Annotated in this window: 28 protein-coding genes and 2 tRNA genes; 7 read left to right on the top strand and 23 right to left on the bottom strand. The window is 50.5% G+C overall.

Annotated features, from left to right (window positions below):
* Positions 1-48: 48 nt before the first annotated feature.
* The 7 genes from mobA to E0F26_RS06615 form a co-directional block, all read right to left on the bottom strand.
* Positions 49-672 carry a molybdenum cofactor guanylyltransferase gene (gene mobA, locus E0F26_RS06645; RefSeq protein WP_279240881.1) on the bottom strand — a complete coding sequence of 208 codons (624 nt, stop codon included), beginning with the start codon at positions 670-672 and terminating at the stop codon, positions 49-51.
* The gene (locus E0F26_RS06640) at positions 669-1,937 is read right to left on the bottom strand and encodes a molybdopterin molybdotransferase MoeA (protein WP_279240880.1); all 1,269 of its coding nucleotides are present in this window, start codon (positions 1,935-1,937) and stop codon (positions 669-671) included. The genes mobA and E0F26_RS06640 overlap by 4 nt, the downstream gene beginning before the upstream one ends.
* A gap of 85 nt (positions 1,938-2,022) precedes the next feature.
* Complete coding sequence (locus tag E0F26_RS06635; RefSeq protein WP_279240879.1) at positions 2,023-2,571, bottom strand: HD domain-containing protein; 549 nt, start codon at positions 2,569-2,571, stop codon at positions 2,023-2,025.
* On the bottom strand, positions 2,564-3,682 hold the full coding sequence (locus tag E0F26_RS06630) for a TauD/TfdA family dioxygenase (RefSeq protein WP_279240878.1): 1,119 nt from the start codon (positions 3,680-3,682) through the stop codon (positions 2,564-2,566). The genes E0F26_RS06635 and E0F26_RS06630 overlap by 8 nt, the downstream gene beginning before the upstream one ends.
* A 211-nt stretch (positions 3,683-3,893) precedes the next feature.
* A complete protein-coding gene (locus E0F26_RS06625) occupies positions 3,894-5,294 on the bottom strand; it encodes a carotenoid oxygenase family protein (protein WP_279240877.1) in 1,401 nt (466 codons plus the stop codon).
* 233 nt (positions 5,295-5,527) lie between these two features.
* Complete coding sequence (locus E0F26_RS06620) at positions 5,528-6,163, bottom strand: hypothetical protein (protein ID WP_279240876.1); 636 nt, start codon at positions 6,161-6,163, stop codon at positions 5,528-5,530.
* Positions 6,164-6,190: 27 nt separating this feature from the next.
* Positions 6,191-7,375, bottom strand: coding sequence for an acyl-CoA dehydrogenase (locus E0F26_RS06615; protein WP_279240875.1), 1,185 nt, complete (start codon positions 7,373-7,375; stop codon positions 6,191-6,193).
* Between the two features lie 254 nt (positions 7,376-7,629).
* Here E0F26_RS06615 and E0F26_RS06610 point away from each other — a divergent pair, with 254 nt between their 5' ends.
* The 3 genes from E0F26_RS06610 to E0F26_RS06600 all read left to right on the top strand — a co-directional run bounded on the left by E0F26_RS06610 (position 7,630) and on the right by E0F26_RS06600 (position 10,638).
* Positions 7,630-8,634, top strand: coding sequence for an NADP-dependent oxidoreductase (locus E0F26_RS06610; protein WP_279240874.1), 1,005 nt, complete (start codon positions 7,630-7,632; stop codon positions 8,632-8,634).
* A gap of 50 nt (positions 8,635-8,684) precedes the next feature.
* Positions 8,685-10,103 (top strand): aldehyde dehydrogenase family protein, encoded by a 1,419-nt coding sequence (locus E0F26_RS06605; RefSeq protein ID WP_279240873.1) that lies wholly within the window; start codon positions 8,685-8,687, stop codon positions 10,101-10,103.
* A gap of 127 nt (positions 10,104-10,230) precedes the next feature.
* Positions 10,231-10,638, top strand: a complete 408-nt coding sequence (locus E0F26_RS06600; RefSeq protein WP_279240872.1) for a globin — start codon at positions 10,231-10,233, stop codon at positions 10,636-10,638.
* 409 nt (positions 10,639-11,047) lie between these two features.
* Here the strand turns inward: E0F26_RS06600 and E0F26_RS06595 are convergent.
* Positions 11,048-11,124 (bottom strand) — tRNA-Pro (locus E0F26_RS06595).
* Between the two features lie 100 nt (positions 11,125-11,224).
* Here E0F26_RS06595 and E0F26_RS06590 point away from each other — a divergent pair.
* Positions 11,225-11,500 carry a hypothetical protein gene (locus E0F26_RS06590; RefSeq protein ID WP_279240871.1) on the top strand — a complete coding sequence of 92 codons (276 nt, stop codon included), beginning with the start codon at positions 11,225-11,227 and terminating at the stop codon, positions 11,498-11,500.
* A gap of 297 nt (positions 11,501-11,797) precedes the next feature.
* Here the strand turns inward: E0F26_RS06590 and E0F26_RS06585 are convergent, their stop codons facing one another.
* The 4 genes from E0F26_RS06585 to E0F26_RS06570 all read right to left on the bottom strand — a co-directional run bounded on the left by E0F26_RS06585 (position 11,798) and on the right by E0F26_RS06570 (position 15,154).
* Positions 11,798-12,298 (bottom strand): hypothetical protein, encoded by a 501-nt coding sequence (locus E0F26_RS06585; protein ID WP_279240870.1) that lies wholly within the window; start codon positions 12,296-12,298, stop codon positions 11,798-11,800.
* 55 nt (positions 12,299-12,353) lie between these two features.
* Positions 12,354-13,466 carry an energy transducer TonB gene (locus E0F26_RS06580; RefSeq protein WP_279240869.1) on the bottom strand — a complete coding sequence of 371 codons (1,113 nt, stop codon included), beginning with the start codon at positions 13,464-13,466 and terminating at the stop codon, positions 12,354-12,356.
* 239 nt (positions 13,467-13,705) lie between these two features.
* Positions 13,706-14,242 carry a DUF2059 domain-containing protein gene (locus E0F26_RS06575; protein ID WP_279240868.1) on the bottom strand — a complete coding sequence of 179 codons (537 nt, stop codon included), beginning with the start codon at positions 14,240-14,242 and terminating at the stop codon, positions 13,706-13,708.
* A 477-nt stretch (positions 14,243-14,719) separates the two neighbouring features.
* Positions 14,720-15,154 carry a hypothetical protein gene (locus tag E0F26_RS06570; RefSeq protein WP_279240867.1) on the bottom strand — a complete coding sequence of 145 codons (435 nt, stop codon included), beginning with the start codon at positions 15,152-15,154 and terminating at the stop codon, positions 14,720-14,722.
* A gap of 175 nt (positions 15,155-15,329) precedes the next feature.
* On the opposite strand from E0F26_RS06570, the gene E0F26_RS06565 reads away from it, so the two are divergent.
* Together E0F26_RS06565 and E0F26_RS06560 are read left to right on the top strand one after the other, a co-directional pair.
* Complete coding sequence (locus tag E0F26_RS06565; RefSeq protein ID WP_279240866.1) at positions 15,330-15,515, top strand: hypothetical protein; 186 nt, start codon at positions 15,330-15,332, stop codon at positions 15,513-15,515.
* A gap of 3 nt (positions 15,516-15,518) precedes the next feature.
* Positions 15,519-15,653 carry a hypothetical protein gene (locus E0F26_RS06560; protein WP_279240865.1) on the top strand — a complete coding sequence of 45 codons (135 nt, stop codon included), beginning with the start codon at positions 15,519-15,521 and terminating at the stop codon, positions 15,651-15,653.
* Between the two features lie 44 nt (positions 15,654-15,697).
* Here E0F26_RS06560 and E0F26_RS06555 read toward each other — a convergent pair whose 3' ends face one another.
* A complete protein-coding gene (locus E0F26_RS06555; protein ID WP_279240864.1) occupies positions 15,698-16,063 on the bottom strand; it encodes a hypothetical protein in 366 nt (121 codons plus the stop codon).
* Positions 16,064-16,178: 115 nt separating this feature from the next.
* Positions 16,179-16,454, bottom strand: a complete 276-nt coding sequence (locus tag E0F26_RS06550; RefSeq protein WP_279240863.1) for a hypothetical protein — start codon at positions 16,452-16,454, stop codon at positions 16,179-16,181.
* Positions 16,455-16,628: 174 nt separating this feature from the next.
* Between E0F26_RS06550 and E0F26_RS06545 the strand changes: the two genes are divergently transcribed.
* A complete protein-coding gene (locus E0F26_RS06545) occupies positions 16,629-16,820 on the top strand; it encodes a hypothetical protein (protein WP_279240862.1) in 192 nt (63 codons plus the stop codon).
* A gap of 309 nt (positions 16,821-17,129) precedes the next feature.
* Here E0F26_RS06545 and E0F26_RS06540 read toward each other — a convergent pair whose 3' ends face one another.
* The 9 genes from E0F26_RS06540 to infC all read right to left on the bottom strand — a co-directional run bounded on the left by E0F26_RS06540 (position 17,130) and on the right by infC (position 23,304).
* Complete coding sequence (locus E0F26_RS06540; protein ID WP_279240861.1) at positions 17,130-17,555, bottom strand: hypothetical protein; 426 nt, start codon at positions 17,553-17,555, stop codon at positions 17,130-17,132.
* Positions 17,556-17,702: 147 nt separating this feature from the next.
* Positions 17,703-17,779 (bottom strand) — tRNA-Pro (locus E0F26_RS06535).
* 173 nt (positions 17,780-17,952) lie between these two features.
* Entirely contained in the window at positions 17,953-18,315 is a 363-nt protein-coding gene (locus E0F26_RS06530; RefSeq protein WP_279240860.1) for a MerR family transcriptional regulator, read from the bottom strand.
* A complete protein-coding gene (gene ihfA, locus E0F26_RS06525; protein WP_279240859.1) occupies positions 18,308-18,607 on the bottom strand; it encodes an integration host factor subunit alpha in 300 nt (99 codons plus the stop codon). The genes E0F26_RS06530 and ihfA overlap by 8 nt, the downstream gene beginning before the upstream one ends.
* A gap of 7 nt (positions 18,608-18,614) precedes the next feature.
* A complete protein-coding gene (gene pheT / locus E0F26_RS06520) occupies positions 18,615-20,981 on the bottom strand; it encodes a phenylalanine--tRNA ligase subunit beta (protein WP_279240858.1) in 2,367 nt (788 codons plus the stop codon).
* A 9-nt stretch (positions 20,982-20,990) separates the two neighbouring features.
* Positions 20,991-22,010, bottom strand: a complete 1,020-nt coding sequence (gene pheS / locus E0F26_RS06515; RefSeq protein ID WP_279240857.1) for a phenylalanine--tRNA ligase subunit alpha — start codon at positions 22,008-22,010, stop codon at positions 20,991-20,993.
* 92 nt (positions 22,011-22,102) lie between these two features.
* Positions 22,103-22,462, bottom strand: a complete 360-nt coding sequence (gene rplT / locus E0F26_RS06510; RefSeq protein ID WP_279240856.1) for a 50S ribosomal protein L20 — start codon at positions 22,460-22,462, stop codon at positions 22,103-22,105.
* 25 nt (positions 22,463-22,487) lie between these two features.
* The gene (gene rpmI / locus E0F26_RS06505) at positions 22,488-22,682 is read right to left on the bottom strand and encodes a 50S ribosomal protein L35 (RefSeq protein ID WP_040801095.1); all 195 of its coding nucleotides are present in this window, start codon (positions 22,680-22,682) and stop codon (positions 22,488-22,490) included.
* A 79-nt stretch (positions 22,683-22,761) separates the two neighbouring features.
* Positions 22,762-23,304 carry a translation initiation factor IF-3 gene (infC, locus tag E0F26_RS06500; RefSeq protein WP_478210046.1) on the bottom strand — a complete coding sequence of 181 codons (543 nt, stop codon included), beginning with the start codon at positions 23,302-23,304 and terminating at the stop codon, positions 22,762-22,764.
* Positions 23,305-23,388 lie beyond the last annotated feature (84 nt).

Raw genomic sequence — 23,388 nt, 5'->3', positions numbered from 1 at the left:
CCTCTCAACTGATTTTTTCCCGTGCAGATTGTCGGCCTCAAAACAAAGCTATACGACAGTAGTCTCCGCCAATGCTGAGCGCGCGTGCGTATATTCCTCGGGCGTATTGAAATTGAGACAAGGCTCCCAGTCGTCGGGCGCGAGCGCAGTTTGCCAACGCTCGTTATCTAAAAAGCCCATAACGGCCCGACCACCAGCTATCAGATAGCGCTCCATGCTGGGGGCGAGCTGAGTCGAGAAAAGGCCATGCAATGGATGTAATCGCCGCCCTTTTAGCAGCACTACGTCCGCGGATTCTGTCGCGGTATCGACTAATAGGCGGTGTATCTGTGAGGGTGGAATCAGCGAATCTGTTGGCATAACCAAAACATACCCATCACCGCCATTTAATGCCTTGGCTGCCTTCAAGGCCTCTGCAATTCCCGCCAAGGGACCCGCATCATCGACCTTGTCTGATACATAATGAATACCGTGAGGCAAAAGCTCCGGGTAACGCCGAGAGCCCGCACAAACAAAGACCGGAAGAGCTGGCAATACGCGGCGAAGGTCGAGAACTTGATGTGAAATAAGCGATTGATGCGCCTCTACTAGGGCCGCCTTATCTTCACCCATACGGCGGCTATTTCCTCCGGCGAGGATGGCCACGGCAATGACGGAGCGAAGATCGCTCACAGATCCTCTGCCCACGGAAAGACGGAAACTGAAACCTTGGAACCTGCGCAGATGTGTTCGATATCTGCATCGATCTTGATGGTGCAGTTGGCGCGAGCAAGGCCAAAAACGCGATGAGAATCTTGACTACCTAAGGCTGCGACACGCATCACTTGATTCCCGGCGTCATCAATATCGCCTCGTAAGATGCCGCGTTGAAACTCCAAGCGACCACCACGTCGAGTGAGGTCAGCATCCAGCACAGCTTCTCGTTGCGTATTGGCTACGACAACCTCTCGGTTTGAAAGGAGCTTAATCACAGGCAGATAAAGCTCAGTCAGGACAACAAAAGAGGAGACGGCATTTCCGGGCAGGCCAAAAAACAGCGCCTTACTGCCCTGCCCTCGATCAAGATGGCCGAAACAGACAGGTTTGCCAGGCTTCATGGCGACTTTGTAGTCGGAAATGACACCCATGGACTCTACGCACTGTCGCACGTAGTCGTAGTCTCCAACGGACACGCCTCCACTGCTGATGACGACATCTGCCTCGGTGCTTGCTCTTGTTAAACACGCCTTTATGGCTTCGGGCGTATCCTCGATGACGCCCATATTTATGAGCTCAACTGGATACTGCTGAAGCACGGCATCGATAGACGCGAGATTACTTTCGTAGATATCCCCCTCATCTAAGACCTCGCCGGCGGCTTTCAATTCGTCTCCTGTGGCAAAAAATGCAACACGCAGTTTTCGTCGAACCTCCACCTGCGCTATACCTTGACTCGCGAGTAGCGGAATCATGTTGGGCCTTATCAATTGGCCATATCTTGCAATAACGGTATCCCTGGCTATCTCCTCGCCTCGACGACGAATATTCGAACCAGTTGGCGTGTCATGGCGCATGTGAATCAGGTCATGGTCGCGCTCAACATTTTCCTGGATGACCACCGTATCCGCGGATGCGGGGACCACTGCCCCTGTGAAAATACGAATGCACTCACCCGGCGCCAATGCTCCACCTTCAAAGGGTTCACCAGCGCGAGACTCTCCCTTTAGCGTAAAGGTCTGGGAGGATTTGGCACCCACTGCGTCGGGGGAGCAGATAGCGTAGCCATCCATCGCTGAAACATCTGACCTCGGTAATTCTAGCGCGGCAACAATGTCTGCCGTCAGGTAACGGCCAAGTGCCTCACCCAAGCACAGCGTCTCACTCACCTCAGGATTTGATGCCAACCATGACCGGCATAAACGCTCTAAATTTTCCTGTGCTTGTGCAAAGCTAATCATAGGTGAGCCTCGAAGATCGAGCCGCTATTGTGCTGTCGCGCCGCTTACGGGGCAACAGAGCCAGTGCATTCTTATCAGGAGGGTGTCAGTGCGCTCTTCGCGAAAAAACCTCTCTGACCATGGGCTCGAAATGGTCAAGCGAGCGCGTGGGGTACGTCGGGTCGAAGGATGCCTGATCCCATGCCTCACAAAAGTGAACGCATTGATCATAAAACGGATGATCTTTGTATTGGTCTCGCGCGTGACGATCGCCACCGACATGATGGGCGTAATAGTACGCCTGAAATAAGCCGTGCTTCTCTACCACCCAGACGATCTCATCGCTGACAAACGGCTTCAAAAGTGCCGCCGCAAACTCTGCGTGACTCAATGGGGCAAGCTCATCGCCGATGTCGTGCACCAAGGCCGCGACTATCCAATCAATACTCGCGCCTTCATCCTCCGCACGCGTTGCGGTCTGCAGAGAGTGGTGCAACCGATCAATCTTGTACCCGGCTAGCCCATCCGATAAGCCAGCTAAAGCTTTCATAATGCGACCCGGCAGCCCCTTAATATGGTCGTCCTCCAGCTGCTCCAAAAATACATAGTCGGCTTGGGTGCCATCTTTCATTTGGGTAAATGAAACTTCAGTCATGCGACCTCGCTAATACCGTAAGCATGTTGCGCACATTATCGTGCTCGAAATACGCATCCTGTAGATGCCGATAACCCGCATCGTCGATGACCTCGCGTCCGTGAAGGACTCGGTGACTTGCGACAATCAATATCTGCCCACCCTCCAACCGAAAGCGCCTCACCTTGTCACTACTGAACAAGCGGCGGCTTAGTTTGTAATAGGCATCGTAAAACACAGCCGTATCAGGATCTGCAGGGTTCATTACCTGCATCAACTGATTCGAATAACGGAAAATAACAATTTCGCCCTTAGTATTTAGCCGGATGATGGGTTCACAAGCGTACGTCTCGTTGCTCTCATCAAACTCTCTAAAGGGTACTTCCACGCGGCATAGGACATCGAAAGCCTCGGGCTCCGCTGATCGAAACTCCTCCAAGAGTGCCCAGCCATCAAAAATCGTCGATCGCCCGCCGCTCGCCTCGTTGGCTAGCATATGAAGCGCCTGCACACTTGGCGGCCATGAATAGCTTGCAAAATCGTTATGCGGCGGCAGACCTAAGTTGGTGTGGGCGACGTTGTAGCCCCTAGGGTCTACTTTCACATTGTGGATGCGCTCAAACAGCACTTCACGGATAGGGCCAAGCCGCTTGGCCAGTAATTCCAGTGTCGCCTCTTCGGTTGGTGCGTTTGAAAGTATGAGTACACCGGACCTCAAAAATTCTTCGATAGCCAGCAAGGCCATTCGGTCATTCGCTTGAAACGCCTGAAAGTCGAAATAAGCAGGCGTGTAGTCATCGCTCCAAGGCTGCCACTGAGGCATCACACGAGCATGATCCTTGGCGAGAAAGCTTCTGGGGTATTGACTCGAATGCCCACCTGTCCACGCAACCCAAAGTGCCTCATCGCTGACCCCAAGCGTCTCAATACTCACGGTTTCAAGGGTTGCGAGATGAAAGCGTTTCTCCTGTGTCTGAGCAATCCGACACGCCTCGCAGGGACAAACATCACGAAGCCACAAGATGGGCAAACTCATACGTTCGCCATCGGGCCAGTTGACCTGAACGTTACCGAGTGCCTCGGCATTCATTGAGTGGCATCCCGCATGGTTTTCCTCTGCGACTACGAGCACCTATCTCGCACTATAGAAAACCAAAATAAAGGCGAAATCAAGACAAAAACCGACGGCATCTCGACGCAAAATGAAGGGCCCTAAACGAGCTACACGCTGCCGCTATTGCCACGATTTTTCTCTTCAAAAACACCCGCCTTTAGCGGACATTACAGGGACGTAATACCAAGGGAATCTCACCCCTTGAGTCTGACCTCGAAGCTACTTACGTTCAGTTATTGCGCCAGCTGCCGTGGAAGCCGTAGGGTATGCGATGGTCTAGCATAGCGACTGCGACGGGCCCATCGCCGACCGCTTGCGCGTTAAGAATCACCAGCGAGGATGTGCTTTTCTGGCTGTCATACACCGTCGCGAGCAGCCAGCCCTCTCCCTCTTTTGCGCCACTATTCTTTTCAACAAATACAGGCTCCGAAACACCGTTACCAAAACCCGCGTCCCAGGTGCTGACGTCACCCGTATCACAGTCAATGTGCGTGATCTCATGGAACAACCCACCATCCCCCTTGGCGCGCTGTGAAGCGGCGGCGATATAGCCATGACGGTGACGGGAGGCAGCAAACCGATTATCGATGCGCGGGAATTCTGAGGCCACATCCAGCGTCTGGTATCGATCTATCGCCCCGGTGTCGACATCCAAGGTCCACCGCGTCAACTTACCCTGCGCATCCGCGTGAGCTGGAATACTGCCATCGGCATTAGGGAAGTTGGGCGCAACGGGAAAATCGACCGAATCAAAGGTCACCTTTGACCCCTCATTCCATGCATTTAGGTAATGGAAGACGTAACAGACGGGGGCCTCTAGCCAACGAATACTCGAGACCGGTGCGCCTCGCTTTAAGACGCCAATGTAGGCGCCGGCGCTTCGATCAAATGCAAAAGGGAAACCAAATTTGGCAACGCGATCCAAATCACACGTCAGAGGAAACAGAGGGAAAATCACGTAATCACGAGTGATCATAAAGTCGTGGACCATCGCGGCGTACGGTGCTTCGAAAACATCTGAGCGTAGCATCTGACCGTTTCGATCAATAACATGATAGGTCATCGTCTTACTACCAAAATGGTCAGTCATGTAGCCGAAGCCGTGAAGCTCACCCGTTTCAGGGTCAATTTTAGGGTGCGCGGTCATAGCGCCTTTTATACCGTCCGCATAGTGACCATAACCCTCTGACTCAAGTGATTGGGGAGCCACGCTAAACGGATGACTGCCCTCTTCCAAGGCCACCAAATGATCGCCGTGCGCCATAATATGAGTATTAGCAACACCATTACGGCGGTTACTTTCAATTTGCCCTGTTTCTTTGTTGATATTGATTTCGAGGTTAAGGCCCCTTCCCAGCTCAATCTCTTTCTCAAACTTCGGCGTTCTTACCCAACGGTTCACGTACCCGACTTTTCCCTGGTCGACATGGAATGCGTGAATCATGCCGGTACCAAAAAACCAGTGGTAGGTTCCCTCGACAAATTTTGGATTAGGCCCTATTCGATAAAGCGAACCTGATAAGTCAGCGGGGACATTGCCTTCAATGACCAAGTCGTCACATGACGCCTCGAAATTAATGGGTCCGTAGTTACCGCGAAGTTGTGGATGATTCGGGAGTGGAGCAGCCATAAGCTGAAAATCTCGTTACTGGAGTGTCTATCGATCTTACGCAACTTCAGTACTTTCGGATAGCAACTGAACGAGGGCACACCTAGGCTCCGAGCCGAATAGCCAAACCGGCGGAGATGACATAGTTCGTTAAGTTCAGCGGCGCCTAGTCAGGCATCACACCATCCGCGTGACTGACCAAATGAAGCAATCTAGATGCTAAAGCCAGCCCTTAGAGGATCACAACCGCAGTATCAGTCTTTGGCACAAATCAATTTAGCTTTGACCTCGCCGACAACGGCAAGATTCATTTTAGCCCGTCCTTCCATACCTCCTCGGACCTCGCAAGCCTGAAGCGTATCTTGAACGATCGACTTGACGACCTCGGCAAATTCGTCTGTATCGAGATCAACGAGCTGAGCTGACGGCAGATTAGTCAATTTCGCACCCGGTTCTGTGTACTGAGTTGCCCAGGACGAAATCCACCATCGATCCGCCATAAAGAGCAATGAAATACTGTTAAATCCTCCGCCATAGGCTTGGCCCTCTGGCGCCGTTTTCATCTCAAACTCACTCCAGACATGAGCCACGTTGCCAAACCGCTTTACCTGCCTGTCGACTTCAACCTCAAAAAACGCGGACTCGTAAGGACTGACAACCAAGGCTTGCTCTGTCTCAAACGGGTGTTGCTGCATTGATCCGTCCAGTGAGAACTTGGTTATCAACGCCTCTTTGGCATGAATATTCGCATCTCGGTCGGCGTCATAAACAAACCCCTCTGGACCTGATATCACGTCGTAATAAGCGTCAATAATTGCATCAACCGATGCGGTATCGTCAGCGAAACAGGGTACGGCAAGAAACGCGCAAGCCAACAGTAATCGTCCCATAACTACCCATCCTGTAACTCGATTTGATTAAAAGGCGGCGATCCCCGTTTGCGCGCGGCCCAGTATCAGCGCGTGAATGTCATGCGTACCCTCATAGGTATTGACGACTTCAAGGTTAACCATGTGTCTCATAATCGGGTACTCGTCGGAAATACCATTGCCCCCCAACATGTCCCGCGCGGTACGCGCTATCTCCAGCGCTTTGCCGCAAGAATTGCGCTTTATCAAACTGATGAGATCTGGAGAGATTGCCCCATCACTTAACATCTGGCCAGCTCGCAAGCAGGACTGTAATCCAATCGCGATTTCCGACTGCATGTCGGCCAACTTTTTCTGAACAAGCTGTGTTGCCGCAAGTGGCTTACCGAACTGCTTTCGATCTAGCGTGTAATTGCGCGCCGTGTGCCAACAGGTTTCTGCTGCACCCAGCGTTCCCCAAGCGATACCGAAGCGGGCGTTATTCAAACAACCGAATGGTCCCTTAAGACCTGACACATTGGGGAGTAAGTTTTCTTCAGGGACAAAGACATCATCCATAACGATTTCACCGGTAACCGATGCACGTAGCGCCAATTTCCCCTCAATTTTTGGCGCAGAGAGCCCCGGCATACCTTTGTCGAGAATGAAACCGCGGATAATGTCATCGTCGGTCTTCGCCCAGACGACGAAGACATCAGCAATAGGGCTATTGGAAATCCACATCTTAGCGCCTGTCAGACGGTAGCCACCATCAGTTGTGCGAGCCCGTGTAATCATTCCACCCGGATCAGACCCGTGATCAGGTTCAGTCAAACCGAAACAACCTATCCACTCACCGGTGGCGAGCTTGGGGAGGTATTTCTCTCGTTGCGTATCATTGCCGTAGGCAAATATGGGATACATTACGAGCGACGACTGGACGCTTAACATTGACCGATAACCCGAATCAACGCGCTCTATCTCGCGGGCTATGAGACCGTAGCTCACGTAATCGACACCGGGACAGCCATAACCTTCAATGGTTGGACCCAACAAGCCGACCTCCCCCATCTCTCGGAAAATAGCGGGGTCCGTGCTCTCGCTCCTAAAAGCGTCGGTCACTCGAGGAGCAAGCCTATCTTGAGCGTACTGCCGCGCAGACTCTCGCACCATCCGCTGCTCTTCGGTCAACTGCGCGTCGAGTTCGAACGGGTCTTCCCAATTGAGCTTTGTCCAATTTGTGGCTGATCCCATCGACTTTACCTACTCGCAAAAGACATAGGTTAAATTATTGATGTCCCTGCGCCAACGCCACAAATGAAGACCTAACCCGCAGTGGGTGTGGGTCGACCTGCGAGTAAACCCAAGAGCGCGCAAGGCAATTCGTATTTCCGCTAAATTAACGACTTTGGATCGCGTTTGCGCGAATAAGTCTACGCGTGAAGGTACACTCAAATTTTTGTGGCTTTAAATCGGTCCCCTCATCAGTGACCGAATCTGAGGTGGCTATGCTAACAAATAAACGAATTCTTCTTAGCCAATTACCGACCGATAAACTGAGTCTCGATTGCTTTGACAGCGATCAAGTCCCGGTACCGGATCTTGAAGTGGGTCAGGTCTGCATAAAAACTCTTTTGCTGTCTCAAGACGCCGCGAATCGAGCTTGGATGCAGGGTGCTACCTATCGCAGTGCGCTTGTCGGCGGTGATGTCATGGCAAGCTATGGGATTGGAGAAGTCATTGAGTCCAAAGATGCCGCGTGGAAACCCGGTGATCTGGTGATGGCGGATATCGGCTGGCAAGAATACGCCGTGATCGACGGCGGACAGGTGACCGCAGCGCCAAATCACAAAGGCCCAATAAGCCACGGATTATCACTCCTTGGCGTCGCGGGATTAACGGCTTATCACGGTTTAATCAATGTGGCTGGGATTCACGCGGGCGAGACCTTACTCGTCTCCGCTGCGGCAGGCTCGGTTGGATCGATTGTCGGCCAGATTGGGCGCATAAAAGGTGCGCGTATTATTGGTGTCGCAGGCGATGACGCTAAATGTCGGTGGGTCGAGCGCGAGCTGGGGTTTGACGTCTGCATAAACTACAAAAGTGAAGACCGGCAATTGCGTGACCAACTCCAAGCTGCAGCACCCAATGGCATTGATGTTTACTTTGACAATACAGGCGGAGATATTCTTCAAACCGCTTTGTTTGCTATGAATTTAAAGGGCCGTATAGCCTGCTGTGGCGCCGTCTCGATGTATGACACAAAGCCTAAGCCGGGGCCTTTTGGCGTGCCCGGTCTGCTCGTAACCAAACGGCTCCGAATGGAGGGCTTTATTGTTAGCGACTATGCGCACCTCGACGCAGACGCCCTACATGACCTCTCAATGTGGGAGCACCAAGGTGGTCTCATGCTCTTCGAGGACATCATCGAAGGGCTCGAAAATGCGCCGGCCGGATTGATCGGCCTGTTGGCCGGCGAAAATCGCGGGAAGCGCATGATTCGTGTCGCGTAATGTTCAGCATGCACCTATAATCTGGTCATAAAAACGATAAGGGGATTTTCATGGCTACACCCGCAACAGTGGCGCTGCCCGAGGAAGTAGCAGAGGTCGAAGCGCTTATTAGTCGTGCACGAACCGCTCAAGCAGCCATTGCTGATTACACACAAGACCAGGTCGACCAGCTTCTAAAAGCCATGGTTTGGTCGTGTGCACAACCAGGCGTAGCCGAGGAGCTTGCGCAGCAAACACTCGATGAGACACAACTCGGCGACTACAACGGTAAATTTGCGAAAATTTCGGTGAAAACCCGTGCATCACTGATGGATATCCTTCCCGATAAGTCGGTTGGCGTTATCGAGGAAGACGTCGAGCGCAATATCATCAAGATTTGTAAGCCGGTTGGTGTTATCGGCGCGCTATCACCCTCCACGAACCCTGAAGCGACACCCGTCATAAAGAGCATTAATGCTGTGAAAGGTCGCAACGCCATCGTCATCGCCCCACACCCCCGTGCAAAGTTCATCAATATGACCATCGTTAACAAGATGCGCGATGCCCTTGTAAAAATGGGTGCGCCAGCGGACCTCGTCCAAACTATGGCGCAACCGTCGATCGGGAAAACTGAGGAATTGATGCGTCAGTGTGACCTTATTCTTGCCACGGGTGGACCTGGAATGGTCACTGCAGCTTACTCAAGCGGTACACCCGCGCTGGGCGTTGGAGCCGGCAATGCCGTTATTACGGTCGACGACACCGCCGACCTCATTGATACTGCTGAAAAGATTCGCATCTCCAAAACACTCGATCTCGCTGCATCTTGCTCATCAGACAACTCAGTCATTGTTCTTGAGAGCGTCTATGACGCACTTCTTGGAAATCTGATCGCCGAAGGCGGTTATGTTGCCTCACCAGAAGAGGCCGAGAAGATTGCAACGGTCCTTTGGCACAATGGCGCGCTCAACACCGCGGCAGTCGTCAAGCAGCCGCAGGTACTCGCTGAGATGTCTGGGTTCTCCATTCCGGAAGACCGAAAATTTATTATCGTGCCATACGAGGGTGTTGGTCCGGACCACCCCTTCTCGGGCGAAAAGCTCTCTGCCGTTATGGCATTTTATAAAGTCGCCGATATTCACGAAGCCGTTGCGCTCACCAACGCCATCCAGGAATACCAGGGCATGGGCCACTCCTGTGGCATCTACTCCAACAGCGATGACAACATCATCACCCTCGCGAGTGGCACCAAAACCTCGCGCGTCATGGTCAATCAGCCTCAGGCAGCGTCGAACAGTGGCAATCTGTGGAATGGCATGCGCCAAACCTTCTCTCTCGGTTGCGGTAGCTGGGGCGGTAATTCCACCAATGAAAACATTAACTGGAAGCATTTGGTGAACATCACCTGGGTCTCCAAGCCGCTCGCGCAAGCGAAGACACTGCCAAATGACGAAGAACTATTCGGTGATGTCATCACAAAACTGAGTTAGCCAGCGCGTATCATGGTGCTTTGTAGCCGATACGACTGCTTTGGCCTCACGAGGGTGAGCATGAAAAGACATTATGTGCCAACAAGCCCCTAAAAGCGCACCAGCGAGAGCACCTCGGTACTAGCCCTTGGTAACCGATACCGCGAAAGAGATTGAACTTATTTCAGACTCGCTCGAGCTTTATGCCGAGCGCCATGGTGATATAGCGCCTAGAGTCTACATGCGCTTTTTCGAGCTTAATCTTGAGGCTGCAGCGCTAATGGAGTACTCGGATGAGTACATGCGGGGACGTATGTTTGCATCGGTCCTCGAACTCTTTCTATCAGATGAACACTTGGATCCAGGCGGCTATCTGGCGTGGGAGTTAGAAAACCACATCAAGGCCTACTCTACGACCACAGCCATGTACGAAAGCTTGTTCCAAAGTATGCGTGACGTGTTCGAAAAAGACTTAGGCGCCGAATGGCGACCCGAGTGGCAACACGCTTGGGCGAGCCGTATAGCCCGCATCATGCAGCAAGTCGCACAGTTCTGACCGCATGTGATAAACCACAACGAGCAGGCTGTTAGAGTCTCTGGGGCGAATACCCTACTCGAACGAGCCTATGGAAGGCCGCTTGCTTAGGGATCATCAAATCAACATCGTTACCTCGCTGTTCTGCGGATGATTTCAAGACCAACAGAGCCGGGATTTTGAGTGCGGTGACTTACGTTTGACGCGAAACTATGAAGAGCTTACAGAGCAAAATGCATGCTTCAGTTTGAGTGATGAGAAATCAGTTGAGGGACTAAGACCCTAACGCTGAGGAGACGGAAGCCGGCGCAATTAGGCGGAGAAAAATTCGGGGACAGGCCAAGATGGCCAAAGAGAAACGAGCAACCGACGCGATCACCTAACAAAGGCGTAGATAAGCACTTATATTGACTTAGGCAAAGGAAAAAAATGGTCGGGACAGCAGGATTTGAACCTGCGACCACCACACCCCCAGTGTGGTGCGCTACCAGACTGCGCTATGCCCCGAAGGTGGCTGGGTAACAATTGGGTAACATTTTTCGGGAATTAAGCGCCTACATCGAGCTATAGTTAGCTTTGATTTTGGTTTGATTTCTGAGGCTTGTAAATGGCTCGTGGCGGCTTTCGAAAAGGAGCAGGGCGTCCATCAGGCTCCACCAATAAATCCTCTCCTGAGCAATCTCAACGCCTCTCAGAGCTTGCCAAGGCACACACCGAGGAAGCACTCCAAACACTCGTGGAGGCTGCCAGAAACGGTCGTACAGATGCCGCTAGAGTCTCTGCCGCTAACGCCCTACTAGACCGAGCCTACGGCAAGTCTGCGGTTAAAGAAGAACAAGAGATAGTGGATTTACCACCAGTGGTTATTCAGCTTACAAAATGAAGAGCCGCTAGCATTTTTTCTTGCGTCGCGCTCGCCACCTAGGGAATTCTTTAAGCACCTCACTCAAACTCAACAGGCAGAGAAACCCATACAGATGCTCAAAGAAAAAAACCTCCCCTCTGCCATTTTTAAATTGGTAATCGCCCTGAAACCAAAAATCCAATGGTGGCGGAGCAAAAAATTCGAGAATGGCAAATAGGCAAAAGAAAAAATAGCCGCGTTAAGTCTCCCACCCAGAACCCGCCTCTCAAAAAAAGTATGCGTAACAAAATCCAAACCAAGGGATTGCGATTTCTGTCAGCCATTTCGATTCCGCACAAACGAATTTCCAATCATTCTGCCGACAGAACGAGGCTCGACAAATACCAGAAAAAGTACTGCAAAAGATGAGATTCCAAAAGCCGAAAAATAAGGGGTAAACTCCGTCATATCGACAATGCCTCTGTAGAACATCAGGCCAAGGCTGACCGACATGAAGAGCATCATACAAATCAGAAATCTTCTGGGCGTGTAGGCAATTAACCCTGTACCCAACGTTGGATTCGTTATGTAGGCAAAGAAAGCTATCAGCAGTGCAATAACTACGAGAATAGCGAACACATCAACCACGAAGGGTGCGTCGACCAAACCAAAAAGGGGAGATTTAGCGGCTTCTAAGGCTTGCGCACGAACGATATGAATCGATCCCTTCTGCTCAACCACGCAAAAGAAAAAGCCAACAACGAGACTCACCCAATATCCGATTCGGAATCGATAACTTTCAAAACGTATGAATCTACCCAAGAACTCGTCGTTCATAACCTAAACCTCTTATAGGAATTCTAAAAGTGTCTTCTGGACTCGTGGGTAAGCATCACTTCGCCCCGCTATCGCTCTGACCGATTTTGATCACCTGCGCCTCTAAATTGGCGATTTGTTCGTTAATCATGCGCATCTGATCGCTAGTAATTCCGCCGTAGCGTCTGCCATATTTCTTCAAGCTTTTAAAACGAGTTAATGCGTAGGATATCTCTGGCTTATCTTGGAACATCAGCGATGTGGCATAGAAGATAATGGCCTGAGCAACGGCACTCTTGCTGACGACATTGCCCTCTCTGAGATATGGCCCTAACAGCGACGGTCTTGCCAACTCCACCACTTTCTTATCGTTTCCTAACTCGTAGTAATGGGGGATGACTATCGCGGCCGCCTTGATACCGAAGTGCCAATAACTGTTGCCACCGTTTTCAAGAAACTCGGTAAAACGCTCTATTGCCAGCGCCTGATTACCCATCATCCACGCTGAGTCCGCGGCGTAGTACCGAAATACTGGATTTTTATCGATATTTTTTAGTGCGTAAGCCTCAAGCTCCGACCACTCTTTTGCCGCAGTCAACTTTTGGATTTTCCGCACCTGCGACTTTTTGAGTTCAGTAATCTGGATATTGATATCCTGACTACTCTGGTTTGGGAGGGAGAAGACGACTCTGTGTTGAAACTTCCGAGGAATGCTTTGTAGACGCTCAGGCAGTGGCTTAAATTTCCACTCGGCAAGTGCCTTGACGCTGGCTTTCGCAAAATTACTACAGTACTGACCACCCTCCGACCAATTGAACTGCAGGCGTGGATCTCCCTTCCCTGAACTGCAATACAAAACCTCTACGCTCTCGACAGATCCGTCTTCATTAATCGAAATTAAACTATCAACAACAGCCGCGTACCCTCTGAGTTGAGCCGACTTTGGATACTTAACAGGCGCAGTTTTCCTAACCTTCTTGAGACCCATGAGTTCTAGATAAAACTCTACCTCACTAAACTGGCAACGCTCAGCACTCTCCTCGCGACACGCGATATACCGATTAAGCTCCTGCAAATAAAGCTTTTGAAATCCGCGGTTCAACGCGTCTTTAGAGTCGCTGGCTTGAGCTGTAAACGAGAGGGATGAGCTACAGATTGTAAAGAAGACCAATGCCGATATGTATTTCATGACGCCCTCCACAATGAGTACCCCTTATACGGCGTAGGCATCACGGCGAGTCCATAAACCGCAGAGGTAATGATCACAATTAAGGTGATCAAAAAGAAAATATTTTTAGGAGCAGCTTCAGAGGTCACGACAGTCTCAACTCCGACTCAAGCTGACCTTTGTTCAAAGGATGCTGATATGTCCCCCTTTTTCAGATATTCGATAGCGGAGATCTCTTTATTCAAAGTGAGGAGGTAGCCTCAACCTTTGGCAGCCATACACTGCTGCGCTTCCGCACCGACCCTGACCATTGTTGCTTGAATTTTAGATTGGAACGTCGGCATGACATCCATCATCGCTTTCTGTCCCGCTTCGACACCCGCAAGCGCCAAGTCTGGCGCCATTGCTTTCAATTTTTTACCAATCGGACTCTTATAGAAGTCCAGCATTGCTCTCAACTCGTCCTCAGAGAATTTCTCTGCATAAATCTTCGCGGTTGCTTCCAAAAGGGTTTTGTCAGTAAACGCTGTCATTAGAGAAGCCACATCAGATTCCAGAGCCTTCAGCACTGGGTCACCACATTCACCAAGAGGTTCTAGCTGCTGTGCTATGGGAGCAATGGCGGCTTTCAAGCCTTCAGTCTGCGCAATTTCCATGCTTTCAACCATTCCCGACGCGTCAATGATTTCCCAAACCAAATCCTCATTACTGGCACTTGCAGTTGAGATCGTCACTCCCAAAACTAGAGTGGCGAGCCCCTTGTAAACATTGATAACCATGTGACGGCTAATAAACATAACTTCTCTCCTAGAAATGGCGATAGCGTTGCTTATTTACGCTAATGGGGGCGAGATATTGATGTAAAGCTTTTTTAGGGAGCGCAGAGTGATAGGTGACAACTCAGACACAGTAGTAATAATTGTCAGGAGGTGCATGTACAAAAAGACCTTCATAGAGACTCCCCACGCACAATGCATCTCTCATTCGCTACTACGCTTTCTCGCCTTCCAAAAAAACACTATTGAGCCAAGTACTGCCACAAAAAATAAAAGTCTTGCATCACTAACTTGACCAAAATCGCCTGAGTACCAGCCATAACCGCCGAATGCAGCAGCAAAAAGATTTAGGTACCCGTAGACCAAATTCATTTCTCTTGTAACCACTTAATTCACCCCCTCACCAAAATCCAAAGCTTTTAAACCGTATTAATCTACCCAAGAACTCGTCATTCATAATCTAACCCTCACATGGAGGTCTGAAGACATGGTTTCGAGTCAATCTCTACCAAGCGTTAGGCTCCCGTTTACGAAACCACCTTTAACCTTCCACACGCCATCTCGCATGACGAGCAAATAAACGACATCTGTGGTGGAAATCACTTCGTCATCGTCGTTGTATCGCGAGAAGTTGATATCGACCATTGCGGATATATCGTCTTGATAAACGAGCTCATTCTTATGGATTCGAGAGTAAGACCATCCCGACGCCTTCATCCCATCGAAGTCGACAGCATCACCATATTTTGGATAAGCAGTAGGCTTTCCCCCAATGATGAATACAAAGGGTTCTCCTGAAGACGAGTTAAGTGACGCTCTGTCTTCATTGTTGAAAAACTCGAAGTAGTTTTCGACGACCTGCTGTGGCGACAACCCTTCGTCAGCGAAAAGAGGTGAAGCGATAAAGAGAAAACAGATTGCTAATCTTTTCATGGCATACCGTTCAAGCATCAAAGTTTGAATCAGTCTAGAAGGCGGAACTTACGAAGTCACGCAGCTCCATCTGAAGTGATACCCCTTTGTGTCAATTTCGATGCTGTAATTTGACTCGTTGGCACCACCTAGCGTCAATGTTCAATCGAGGCGAGGTCAGTTGTTGAGAGTCACTATGAAGAAAGTTTGGGATTTCCTAGCCAAACACGAGTTCTGGTTTTCTTGTCTCGTCATCATTGGTTTGTATCTTGCTGAAGACCAAACAGGTGAGATGAGGATGGGTAATCTCGCACTGGTAATGTTTTTGATTGCAGGAATTCGTCTAGCAATGCACCCAATGTGGAAGAAGAGTAAAGACTAAGTTGTGAGCCCAGAAATGGTCGTACAGATGCCGCTAGAGTCTCAGCCGCTAACGCCCTACTCGACCGAGCGTATGGAAAGCCAGCGGCTAAAGAAGAAACAGAGTTGGTGGACTTACCGCCAGTGGTTATTCAGCTGACAGGGCCAAGCTAGCCACCAGCACCCTATCGCCTCTTGGGACAGCTATGATGAATAGCCGTAGCTGGGATTGAACGTAAGAAAAGTAAGAAGGTTCACAATCACCCATAGGCCAACGTACTCCATGATGATGGGGTTCGATGCTGTTCGGAAAGAAAAAATGAAGGTGAAGAAAATAAGATACAGAAGAAAGACGATGACAAACCGCAGTGGCGTATATTTGAAGATACCCTTCCCCCGCATGTCACAAAAATAGGCAATTAAAACCATAAAAGAAGGGATAGTGATTGACCAAGCAAGCACGTCAAGCCAAAAAGGTAATGTAATCAAGCCGAAGAAAGGCGCCTCTGACTCAGCCCTTTTGATTTCCCAAAACAGCTCAATCGAGTCAGCTTGATGAATGTCAACCACCAATAATGCTAGTGCTGTCAAACTTAAATATGAAAGACGAAATAAAAAGCTTTCGAAGCGAATAAATACCCTCAAAAAATCGTTAAGCGTATCCAGCAATTTAGGTCAATCTCTGTTAGTAATCTGACTCAGTCGACCCAGCGGCTTCTTGATACATGTCGCTCGTCTCACGGTATATTTCGCTCGTTATGTTTGCGGCGCCAAAAGTCACTCCCATAATAAAGATGCCTGCCCAGAAGTAGATAGCATCCCCTTTTCGAAGGTATGCAACTGTCACCATTATTGTTCCGAGCGCGTAAAACGCCCAAGAACCGAAATAATCGTCGATTTCAGATAACGCAATTGCTGACACCAGCATCAAAAACACACTGGCCCCAAAAGCTTTGTTCATAACAAATTTCTCCATGATGGCTCTAAAAGCAGTGTAGAAACCTCAATCCACGAAGTCACGCGGCTCCATCTGAAGTGATACCCAACTGTGTCAATTTCGATGCTGGAATTTGATTGTTTGGCACCACTTAGCTTCAATGTTCAATCGAGGCGGGTTTAATTGTTGAGAGTCACCATGAAGACACTTTGGGATTTCATCGTCAAACACGAGTTCTGGTTTTCCTTTCTTGTCATCATTGGTTTGCATTTTGGTGAATACAAAACAGGTGATGGATGGATGGGTGGTCTCGCAAATCTAGTATTCCTCATTGCAATAATGCGTCTCGCATCTCATCCGATGTGGAAGAAGGATAAGAGTGAGGACTAATCCTTCTTTGATGGATCAACCAAAATACCTTTTCTCATTAGGTATTTGTTGATTAGGGGTATTTGTGCCAACCATATAAGGGTGAAGGTTGCACATAACGAGGGGAACCAGACCACTGGGTCTCCCCCTCTCGTAGGTATCCACTCATACCAAGAAGGTGGTGCGAACACCGACAATCCCAAAAATAGAACTGCCAACGAACCAAAAAGCACTGAAAGTTTATTCATCGGTACGCACTCTACACCAACATACTCTCACAGCGGGTCGCTAGCTTGCTGGCGACTCTTCTCTATTAAAACTTATCTATTCTTACTTAATATCCACTCCTTTCTCTGGCACCTTATCGTCGGTAAAGGCAACTAGCTGATTTAAACACCTGAGGTAGTTTGCCTCTGTTCCACTTGCTAACTGCTTGGCCTCAATGACGTACTCTCCAGCACTGCGAAGAGAGGTTTTTAAGAGCTTCTCTCGCTTCATCGAATGACTGTCAGACTCTTTAGCTTGTCTGATTAGTCTCTTCAGCGCAGGCAAATTCGGTAAGTCCAAGGTGTCTATTGGAATGCTTACCCTCACCTGCTTTTTCTTAGAGTCTCTTCTCAATACTGAAATGGACATTGAAGAAGGACCGACACGTAAATAGCACCCACCGATATCTGTTCGATACTCATCACGTTGAGACGGTGGATTGGCCACTAACTTCTCTAGATTAGCCTTGGTGAGCTTTATCTGTTTCATTTGCAAAAGTCGCTGGGTAACTTTTGGGTAACAGAATTACGAGAAAGCCTTGGAAAATCAAGAAAATTTAGGAATGTAGCGCACTACCAAACAGCGACTAGCTTGTAGAGGGAAATCGCTAAAAATGGCTTAGGTAAGCTAAAAAAATGGTCGGGACGGCAGGATTTGAACCTGCGACCACCACACCCCCAGTGTGGTGCGCTACCAGACTGCGCTACGCCCCGAAGATCGCGGATTATACGGGTATTCACAACGATAGGGAATCGCAATTAACCCATGGGAACGCCTCTTAAGCGATAGGGCGATCGTGCGCTTTCAGACAAGCGCGGGGCATCGGAAAAACCCCGATACCCGAGCTATGACATGAAAGAAATGACTTATTTTTAGGAGGCGCCGGCTAGTCCGGATCTCGAGCCAACAGTCCCCTTGCCAACTCCAAATCGCGTAAAGAATCTCGAACGGTTGTCATAAGTTCAACAGGGCTGGGACCATCTTCACTCGTCAATCGCTGACGTGCACCACCAATCGTGTAGCCTTCCTCGTACAGCAGGCCTCGGATTGCGCGCACCAGTTCAACGTCGCCTCGCCGATAATAACGACGATTACCGCGGCGTTTCACGGGTTTTAACTGAGGAAATTCGGCTTCCCAGTAGCGCAGTACATGGGGCTTAACAGCACACAGCGTGCTTACCTCACCGATCGTGAAATAGCGCTTACCTGGAATGGGGGGCAGTTCGTTGTTATGACTTGGCTCAAGCATCGCCTTGGATCTTCTCTACTCGTGCCCGCAACTTTTGACCTGGCTTGAAGGTGACCACGCGTCTCGCCGAGATCGGCACTTCTTCACCCGTCTTTGGGTTACGACCCGGTCGAGTGCCCTTGTCGCGGAGGTCAAAGTTACCAAAGCCCGAGAGCTTCACTTGCTCATTGTTCTCGAGGCAGATCCGAATTTCCTCAAAGAACTGCTCAACCAGTTCCTTAGCCTCGCGCTTATTGAAACCAAGTTCCTCAAAAAGCTTATCGGCCATCTCTGATTTGGTTAACGCGGACATATTACTCTTAGCTTCGCAGTTCGATATCCAGTTGAGACTTCAGCTTAGCAAGCACGTGATCAACAGCACTCGCCACCTCTGACTCGTCGAGGGTGCGACTTTGGTCTTGGAATGTCAAACCTATAGCAAGACTTTTCTTGCCATCCGCTAATCCTGCACCTTCATAGACATCGAATAAATCCAGCTTTTTCATAAGTGGGCCCGCGGCCTCGTGCACCAGCTTCATGACCTCACCAGAAGAAACGGCATGATCGGCCACAAGCGCAAGATCACGACGAGTCTCGGGGTACTTGGAGATATCCTGATAAGCCGGCATCGCCACTTCAGTCGCAACGACTTGCTCGAGCTCTGCAACAACGGTGTTAACAGGCACACCCAGTGCTTTACGAATCGTAGGGTGAACGGCTCCCATGCGCCCTACTTCACGACCGTCAAGCAATATAGCTGCGCTCTGCCCATCATGAAGCCCTGGATAGACGCGCGCCTCGAAAGTAATACGATCGCCAAGACTTGCGAGTAACGCTTCAACGGTACCTTTCAAGTCATAAAAGTCAGCGGCTGCTTTCTCGCTCGACCAACCTTCAACATCCCTAAGCCCCGACATGGCGAGCGCCACCATAGGAACTTGCTCGGTCTGCTCCGTAGGAAGGAATTTGAGACCGGTTTCAAACAGGCGAACGCGGTTCTGTTGACGACTTGTATTGTGCGCAATGGCTTTCACCAAGCCTGGTATCAAGCTGGTGCGCATCACGGCGAGATCCGTTGAGATGGGATTGCGCAATGGGACTGGGGAGAGCTCCGGATCGAAGAGAGCTTGAATTTCAGGCGAGACAAAACTAAAAGTCACCGCCTCGTAGTAACCTCGCGCTACCAGCTCGTTTTTCACTTCGCGGAGCACCCTTATATGCTCGGGCACTGGCGTTGAAATTAGGTTGGCTGTAATAGGCTGTGAGGGTACTGCGTCGTAGCCAATGATGCGGGCGAGCTCTTCAATGAGATCGACCTCGAGTCCCATGTCAAAACGCCAGCTTGGTGCCGTACACAACCAACCCAGCTCATGTGATACAACCCAAAATCCGAGCCCTCGAAGAATACGCTCGACATCAATGCGCCCAATCGAAACACCCAGCACCTTTTCAATTTGGGTCTCGCGCAAGAGTACCGCCTCGTTAACTGGGAGCGTGTCTTCTGAGCAGACCTCAGTAATTGGACCTGCTTCCCCACCCACCGCGTCGAGGAACAGCGCTGTAGCACGCTCCATCGCTTGACGCTGCAGTTGAAAATCCACCCCACGCTCATATCGGTGTGATGCGTCCGTATGTAAACCGTAAGAACGGGCTCTTCCCGCCATCAATTCGGGCGTGAAAAAAGCACTCTCCAAAAATAGGTTGTGGGTCTCGTCGCTGACGCCACTCGCCTCGCCACCCATAATTCCGGCCATCGCGAGTGGTTTGTCGTGATCTGCAATCACGAGGGTACCCTTTTGCAGTTTCTGCTCCACACCATCGAGTAATGTGAGTACCTCGCCCTCTAGACACTCCCTGACGACAATACCGCCACTTAACTGATCAAGATCAAACGCGTGAAGTGGCTGGCCAAGCTCGAGCAACACGTAGTTGGTAACGTCCACGGCTGCATCAATAGATCTGAGCCCCGCTCGCTGCAGGCGCTCACGCATGTAATCAGGCGTTGGGCGCGACAGATCAACATTTTTGATAACCCGTCCCAAATAGCGAGGACATTGAGCTGTCGCTTCGATGACCACAGGAAACTCATCATCAACGACGGGTGAGACATTAGGAATTGTTGGCTCAAGAAGCGCCTCATCGAGTGCGACAGCAACGTCGCGGGCGACACCCCGCATGCTTAGACAGTCGGCGCGATTAGGTGTCAAACCCAGCTCGATAACCTGATCGTCTAGACCGAGATAATCTCGGATATTAGTACCTATGGGCGCGTCAGAAGGCAGCTCCATTAAACCGTCGTTATCTTCAGATATCGTCAGTTCAGCACCTGCACACAGCATACCCTGCGATTCAACACCACGTAGCTTCGCTTTTTTGATCTTGAAACCGCCAGGCAAAACGGCGCCGACTCGCGCCAGCGGCGCTACAAGTCCTGCACGAGCATTGGGCGCACCACACACGATCTGTACAATTTCATCACCGACGTTAACCTTGCAAACCCGCAACTTATCAGCATCCGGGTGCTGCTCTGCACTGATAATTTCAGCGACGACTACACCAGAGAAAGGCTCGGCAGCGGCGTTGATGCTGTCCACCTCAAGGCCGATCATTGTTAACTTATGACTCAGTTCTTGTGTCGTTACCGAGACGTCCACCCAAGTACGCAGCCACTGCTCCGAAATAATCATGGTGCTAACTCACATAAATTGCGCTAAAAAGCGCAAATCATTGTCAAAATTCAGGCGTAAATCGCCAATCCCGTAGCGCAGCATGGAGAGTCGCTCGACGCCCATACCAAACGCAAAGCCGCGATACTTGTCGGGGTCTATGCCACTCATTTCGAGGACTTTTGGGTTGACCATGCCGCAACCGAGTACTTCAATCCATCCTGTGTGCGAGCAAACACGACAGCCCTCGCCCGAGCATTTCACGCACTGAATATCGACCTCTGCAGAAGGCTCGGTGAATGGGAAATATGAGGGACGTAGTCTGACCGACAGATCATCTCGCTCGAAAAAGGCCTGTAGAAAATCTTCAAGCAGTCCTTTGAGATGGCCAAAATTAGATGTCTCGTCGATTAATAACCCCTCGACCTGATGGAACATCGGCGAGTGGGTTAAGTCTGAATCACAGCGATAAACGCGGCCCGGACAAATCACGCGAATCGGTGGTGACTGCGTCTCCATTGTGCGCACCTGCACGCCCGAGGTATGAGTTCTCAGCACGTGGGTGTCATCGACGTAAAACGTATCGTGCATTGCACGCGCTGGATGGTGCGCAGGAATGTTGAGCGCTTCGAAGTTGTGATAGTCATCCTCAATTTCTGGACCTTCAACAACGTCAAAGCCCATGGATGCGAAAAACGTTTCCATGCGCTGAATAGTGCGGGTAATTGGGTGCAAGGCTCCCGCCTCTGCGCGACGACCCGGGAGGGTCACGTCGATGGCCTCGGTCGCGAGTTGCGCCGATAAAGCCTCACTCTGCAGGGCATATCTGCGCGAATTTAACTGCTCGTTCAAGACTTGCTTGACGGCATTAATCTCCGCACCCGCCTTGGGTCGTTCTTCTGCGGAGAGCTGACCTAAGCCCTTAAGCAAGCCGGTAAGCGCCCCCTTTTTGCCCAGGTAACTGACACGCAGCTCCTCGAGGGATGCGATATCAGCAGCCGCATCGATCGCCGCTGCCGCCTCCGCCTTGATATCTTCCAGTGACTGCATGTTGCGCTAGCTCCACTCATTCAAAAAAGGAGGCCGTAGCCTCCTTTACACTGTTCGCTCTACCTGTTTTGGGTTGGTAGTCCGAAGTGCGTTTAAGCCGCGAGGGCAGACTTTGCTCGTTCTACCACCGCTGCAAACGCCGGCTTGTCATGGACAGCCAGGTCAGCCAATACGCGGCGATCGAGAGCAATTTCAGCACGCTTGAGGCCGTTTATGAGTCGGCTGTAGGTCATGCCGTTAGCACGGGATTGCGCATTAATACGCGTAATCCAAAGTGCACGGAACTGACGCTTGCGCTGACGACGGTCGCGATAGGCATACTGGCCTGCTTTAGTGACTGCTTGCTTTGCTACGCGGAATACACGTGAACGTGCGCCGTAGTAACCTTTCGCTTGCTTTAAAATCTTCTTGTGTCGACGGTGAGCCGTGACACCACGCTTTACACGAGGCATGTCTTATCTCCTAACTGGTTAACGATTACTTGGCGCGCAACATACGATCCACGAGTACCACGTCGGACTTGTGAATCATGGATGTGCCTCGAAGCTGACGCTTACGCTTCGTCGTCATTTTCGTCAGGATGTGGCTCTTATAAGCACTTTTGCGCTTATAACCACTGGCCGTCTTCTTAAACCGCTTAGCGGCACCACTGTGAATTTTTGCTTTAGGCATCTTAGATACTCCTACTAGGGCTCTCGCAGCGGACTGCTCAAGCGTTTCATCAACCGAGGTATAGGGCATTCACGGGCCACTACCCTCGTTTCTTGGGTGCAATCACCATCGTCAACTGACGACCTTCCATTTTTGGAAACTGCTCGACTGCTCCCAACTCGCTCAGGTCACTCTCAACGCGTTTGAGAATTTCCATGCCGAGTTCCTGGTGAGCCATTTCACGACCGCGATAACGCAGCGTCACTTTGGCTTTATCACCGTTTTCCAAGAATCGGGTCAAACTGCGAAGCTTGACCTGATAATCACCCTCGTCTGTACCAGGGCGAAATTTCATCTCTTTAATCTGTGTCCGCTTAGCTTTCTTTTTCTGAGCCGCTTTCTGCTTCTTAGACTCGAAAATGTGCTTTCCGTAGTCCATGATTTTGCAAACAGGCGTTTCACCGTCTGCCATCATGACTAAGTCCATTCCCGCGGCCTCTGCCTTGCCCATCGCTTCCGCGTTGGTCACGATCCCGACCTGACTGCCATCGGCATCAATCAAACGCACATTTGGCGCTTCGATCTGCTCATTCGTCAGAGCTTTTTTGCTCTTGCTGTCGTTCTTGATACTGAATCTCTCCAAACACAGGTTTTGGTGCCGCGACTAGAGAAACCAGTTATAGCCGCACGCACCACCCAAAATAGGGCGGCGATTTTATAGTGAAGC

This window comes from Candidatus Paraluminiphilus aquimaris, from assembly GCF_026230195.1.
In the GTDB taxonomy this organism is placed as follows: Bacteria; Pseudomonadota; Gammaproteobacteria; order Pseudomonadales; family Halieaceae; genus Luminiphilus; species Luminiphilus aquimaris.
The sequence above is the reverse complement of the archived record's forward strand: the minus strand, read 5'-3'. Positions and strand labels throughout refer to the sequence as shown.

What these genes read in the sequence shown, in the direction of transcription:
- E0F26_RS06605 (WP_279240873.1), top strand. Translation starts at nt 8,685, where the DNA reads ATGGCTACACCCGCAACAGTGGCGCTGCCCGAGGAAGTAGCAGAGGTC.
- E0F26_RS06565 (WP_279240866.1), top strand. Translation starts at nt 15,330, where the DNA reads ATGAAGAAAGTTTGGGATTTCCTAGCCAAACACGAGTTCTGGTTTTCT.
- E0F26_RS06585 (WP_279240870.1), bottom strand. Translation starts at nt 12,298, where the DNA reads ATGAACGACGAGTTCTTGGGTAGATTCATACGTTTTGAAAGTTATCGA.
- rplT (WP_279240856.1), bottom strand. Translation starts at nt 22,462, where the DNA reads ATGCCTCGTGTAAAGCGTGGTGTCACGGCTCACCGTCGACACAAGAAG.
- E0F26_RS06540 (WP_279240861.1), bottom strand. Translation starts at nt 17,555, where the DNA reads ATGAAACAGATAAAGCTCACCAAGGCTAATCTAGAGAAGTTAGTGGCC.
- E0F26_RS06625 (WP_279240877.1), bottom strand. Translation starts at nt 5,294, where the DNA reads ATGGCTGCTCCACTCCCGAATCATCCACAACTTCGCGGTAACTACGGA.
- pheT (WP_279240858.1), bottom strand. Translation starts at nt 20,981, where the DNA reads ATGATTATTTCGGAGCAGTGGCTGCGTACTTGGGTGGACGTCTCGGTA.
- E0F26_RS06530 (WP_279240860.1), bottom strand. Translation starts at nt 18,315, where the DNA reads ATGCTTGAGCCAAGTCATAACAACGAACTGCCCCCCATTCCAGGTAAG.
- E0F26_RS06550 (WP_279240863.1), bottom strand. Translation starts at nt 16,454, where the DNA reads ATGAACAAAGCTTTTGGGGCCAGTGTGTTTTTGATGCTGGTGTCAGCA.
- ihfA (WP_279240859.1), bottom strand. Translation starts at nt 18,607, where the DNA reads ATGTCCGCGTTAACCAAATCAGAGATGGCCGATAAGCTTTTTGAGGAA.
- E0F26_RS06610 (WP_279240874.1), top strand. Translation starts at nt 7,630, where the DNA reads ATGCTAACAAATAAACGAATTCTTCTTAGCCAATTACCGACCGATAAA.
- E0F26_RS06615 (WP_279240875.1), bottom strand. Translation starts at nt 7,375, where the DNA reads ATGGGATCAGCCACAAATTGGACAAAGCTCAATTGGGAAGACCCGTTC.
- E0F26_RS06590 (WP_279240871.1), top strand. Translation starts at nt 11,225, where the DNA reads ATGGCTCGTGGCGGCTTTCGAAAAGGAGCAGGGCGTCCATCAGGCTCC.
- E0F26_RS06620 (WP_279240876.1), bottom strand. Translation starts at nt 6,163, where the DNA reads ATGGGACGATTACTGTTGGCTTGCGCGTTTCTTGCCGTACCCTGTTTC.
- E0F26_RS06575 (WP_279240868.1), bottom strand. Translation starts at nt 14,242, where the DNA reads ATGTTTATTAGCCGTCACATGGTTATCAATGTTTACAAGGGGCTCGCC.
- rpmI (WP_040801095.1), bottom strand. Translation starts at nt 22,682, where the DNA reads ATGCCTAAAGCAAAAATTCACAGTGGTGCCGCTAAGCGGTTTAAGAAG.
- E0F26_RS06640 (WP_279240880.1), bottom strand. Translation starts at nt 1,937, where the DNA reads ATGATTAGCTTTGCACAAGCACAGGAAAATTTAGAGCGTTTATGCCGG.
- E0F26_RS06580 (WP_279240869.1), bottom strand. Translation starts at nt 13,466, where the DNA reads ATGAAATACATATCGGCATTGGTCTTCTTTACAATCTGTAGCTCATCC.
- E0F26_RS06545 (WP_279240862.1), top strand. Translation starts at nt 16,629, where the DNA reads ATGAAGACACTTTGGGATTTCATCGTCAAACACGAGTTCTGGTTTTCC.
- E0F26_RS06570 (WP_279240867.1), bottom strand. Translation starts at nt 15,154, where the DNA reads ATGAAAAGATTAGCAATCTGTTTTCTCTTTATCGCTTCACCTCTTTTC.
- pheS (WP_279240857.1), bottom strand. Translation starts at nt 22,010, where the DNA reads ATGCAGTCACTGGAAGATATCAAGGCGGAGGCGGCAGCGGCGATCGAT.
- E0F26_RS06635 (WP_279240879.1), bottom strand. Translation starts at nt 2,571, where the DNA reads ATGACTGAAGTTTCATTTACCCAAATGAAAGATGGCACCCAAGCCGAC.